At 75.4% G+C, this 2,113-nt stretch carries 2 protein-coding genes; both read left to right on the top strand.

Translation table 11 applies throughout. The features are described from left to right. Positions 1-1,108, top strand: a 1,108-nt coding sequence (locus AB0K37_RS41840; RefSeq protein ID WP_363991703.1) for a PQQ-binding-like beta-propeller repeat protein, incomplete at its 5' end; no start/stop codon positions are given. Beyond that, a partial coding sequence (locus tag AB0K37_RS41835) for a serine/threonine-protein kinase (RefSeq protein ID WP_363991700.1) occupies positions 1,105-2,113 on the top strand: 1,009 nt, incomplete at its 3' end. The genes AB0K37_RS41840 and AB0K37_RS41835, both read left to right, overlap by 4 nt.

The raw sequence follows: 2,113 nt of genomic DNA, 5'->3' as shown, positions 1-2,113 counted from the left end.
GGCGGTCGCCGTGACCGGCATCGGCGCGGGGACGGCGGGCTGGGCCCTGGCGGGCGGGAAGTCCAAGCCCGCGAAGCCCGCGCCTCGCGGGACCGCCATCGCCGCGGCGCCCGCGCCGGCGTGGACCTTCGTCCCGCCCGCGCCCGTCGGGTCCGACGAATCGCACCTGCTGGTCGCGGGCGGTGTCGTGCTGTGGGGCGGCGAAGACGCGGCATATGGCGTGGACGCCGCGTCCGGGCGGCGGTTGTGGACGGCGGACGTCAGCATGTTCGCGGGCGGGGCGGTCAACGGGTCGACGTTCATCCTCCCGAACGGCGGCGGTCTCGACGGGAAGTCGACGATCAGCCTGGTCGACGCGGCATCGGGTGAGGCGACGCATCTGCCGATGCCCGACGGCGCGTTTCCCCGCTCCGTCTTCGGCGTGGCCGACGGCGCGGCCCTGCTGCAGTCGGGGACGTACTCGGACGAGGGCGTCCCCGTCGCGTGGGCCGTGGACCTCGCCGGCGGCAAGGCCCGGTGGCGGCTCCCTCTCGCCGACTCGGACGCCTCCGGCGCGGTCGACCGGAACGGCCTGTACCTCAATGTGAAGCACACGCTCTTCGCCGTCGACCTCGCCACCGGCCGCAGGCGCTGGACCGTCGACTGGGCCAGAGACGGGCGTGAGTGGCTGACCCAGGGCATCGCGGTATCCGGCGGCAGGGTCTTCGGGAACTTCGCCGATACGCTCCAGGCGGTCGGCACGGCCGGTGGGAAGAGGGTGTGGTCGCGGACCGCCGGCGCGGAGTTCTCCTCCGTCCTGCTCGCGGCCGGCAAGGTGATTTTCAGGGGTGACGACCTGCACGCTCACGACCGCGCGACCGGGGCCCCCGCGTGGACCCTGGCCGGGCCGGAGAAGTTCGTCGCCGAGGCGGGGCACGACGCGGCGTCGGGCGACGTCCTCGCGGTCGCGTTCGGAGGCGGCGTCTTCGCCGCCACGGCCTCCGGCCGGGGGCTGTGGGCGCACTGGGGTGACGTCCCCCGCGCCGGGAAGTGGGACGTCGCCGTGTCCGGCTCGTCGGTCTTCGCGACCGATCATGAGCGGCTGCTCTGCTTCCGGGCGGCCCCGTGACGGCCCCGCCAGTGCCCGAGGACCCCGACCGCATCGGCGGGTACCGGGTGCTGCGGCGGCTGGGCGAGGGCGGCATGGGACGGGTGTACCTGGCCGCGTCCCCGGCCGGACGGGCGGTGGCGGTCAAGGTGGTGCGGCCGGAGCTCGCCGGGGACCCGGCGTTCCGGGCCAGGTTCCGGGCCGAGGTCGCGGCCGCCCAGCGGGTCGGCGGCGCGTTCACCAGCCCGGTGGTCGAGGCCGATCCGGACGGGGCCGTCCCGTGGCTGGCGACCGCGTACGTCAACGGGCTCAGCCTGAAGGAGACGGTCGAGCGGTACGGGCCGATGCCCGAGCCGCTGCTGCGCACGCTCGGCGCGGGGCTGGGCGAGGCGCTGATCGCGATCCACGCGGCGGGGGTGCTGCACCGCGACCTCAAACCGGCCAACATCCTGCTGGCCAAGGACGGGCCCCGGGTCATCGACTTCGGCATCAGCAAGGCCGCCGACCATGACGCGTCCCGCGGGTCCACGCGGGCGCTGACCTCCGAGGGGCAGATCATCGGCTCCCCCGGGTACATGTCCCCCGAGCAGATCCGCGGCGGGACGCTCACCGCGGCCGCCGACGTGTTCGCCTTCGGGGCCGTGCTGGCCTTCGCCGCCACCGGCCGTCCCCCGTTCGGCAGGGATGCGTTGGCCGCGATCATTCACCGGACCCTGCACGAGGCGCCCGATCTGCACGGCGTGCCGGCGTCCCTGGAGCGGATGGTGGCCGCCTGCCTGAGCCGCGACCCGGGCGAGCGCCCGCCCGCCGAGCTGCTGCCGTCGCTTCTGGCGGCCGAGCCGGTGGCCCCCGGCTGGCTTCCGGGCTCCCTCGGCGAGGAGCTGCGTCAGCGGGAGGACACGCTCCTCCTGGATCTGCGCGAGATCGCCAAGGCCCGCATCCGGCGGCGGCTGCTGCTCGGCGGCGCCGCCGCCGCGGGGCTCGCCGTCGTCGGCGGGGGGCCGGTGATAGGTAGAGGAAACCTCA

This window comes from Actinomadura sp. NPDC049753, assembly GCF_040674655.1.
GTDB classification, from domain to species: Bacteria; Actinomycetota; Actinomycetes; order Streptosporangiales; family Streptosporangiaceae; genus Spirillospora; species Spirillospora verrucosospora.
Note: the sequence above shows the minus strand (reverse complement) of the source record. Positions and strands in the feature narration are given on the sequence as shown.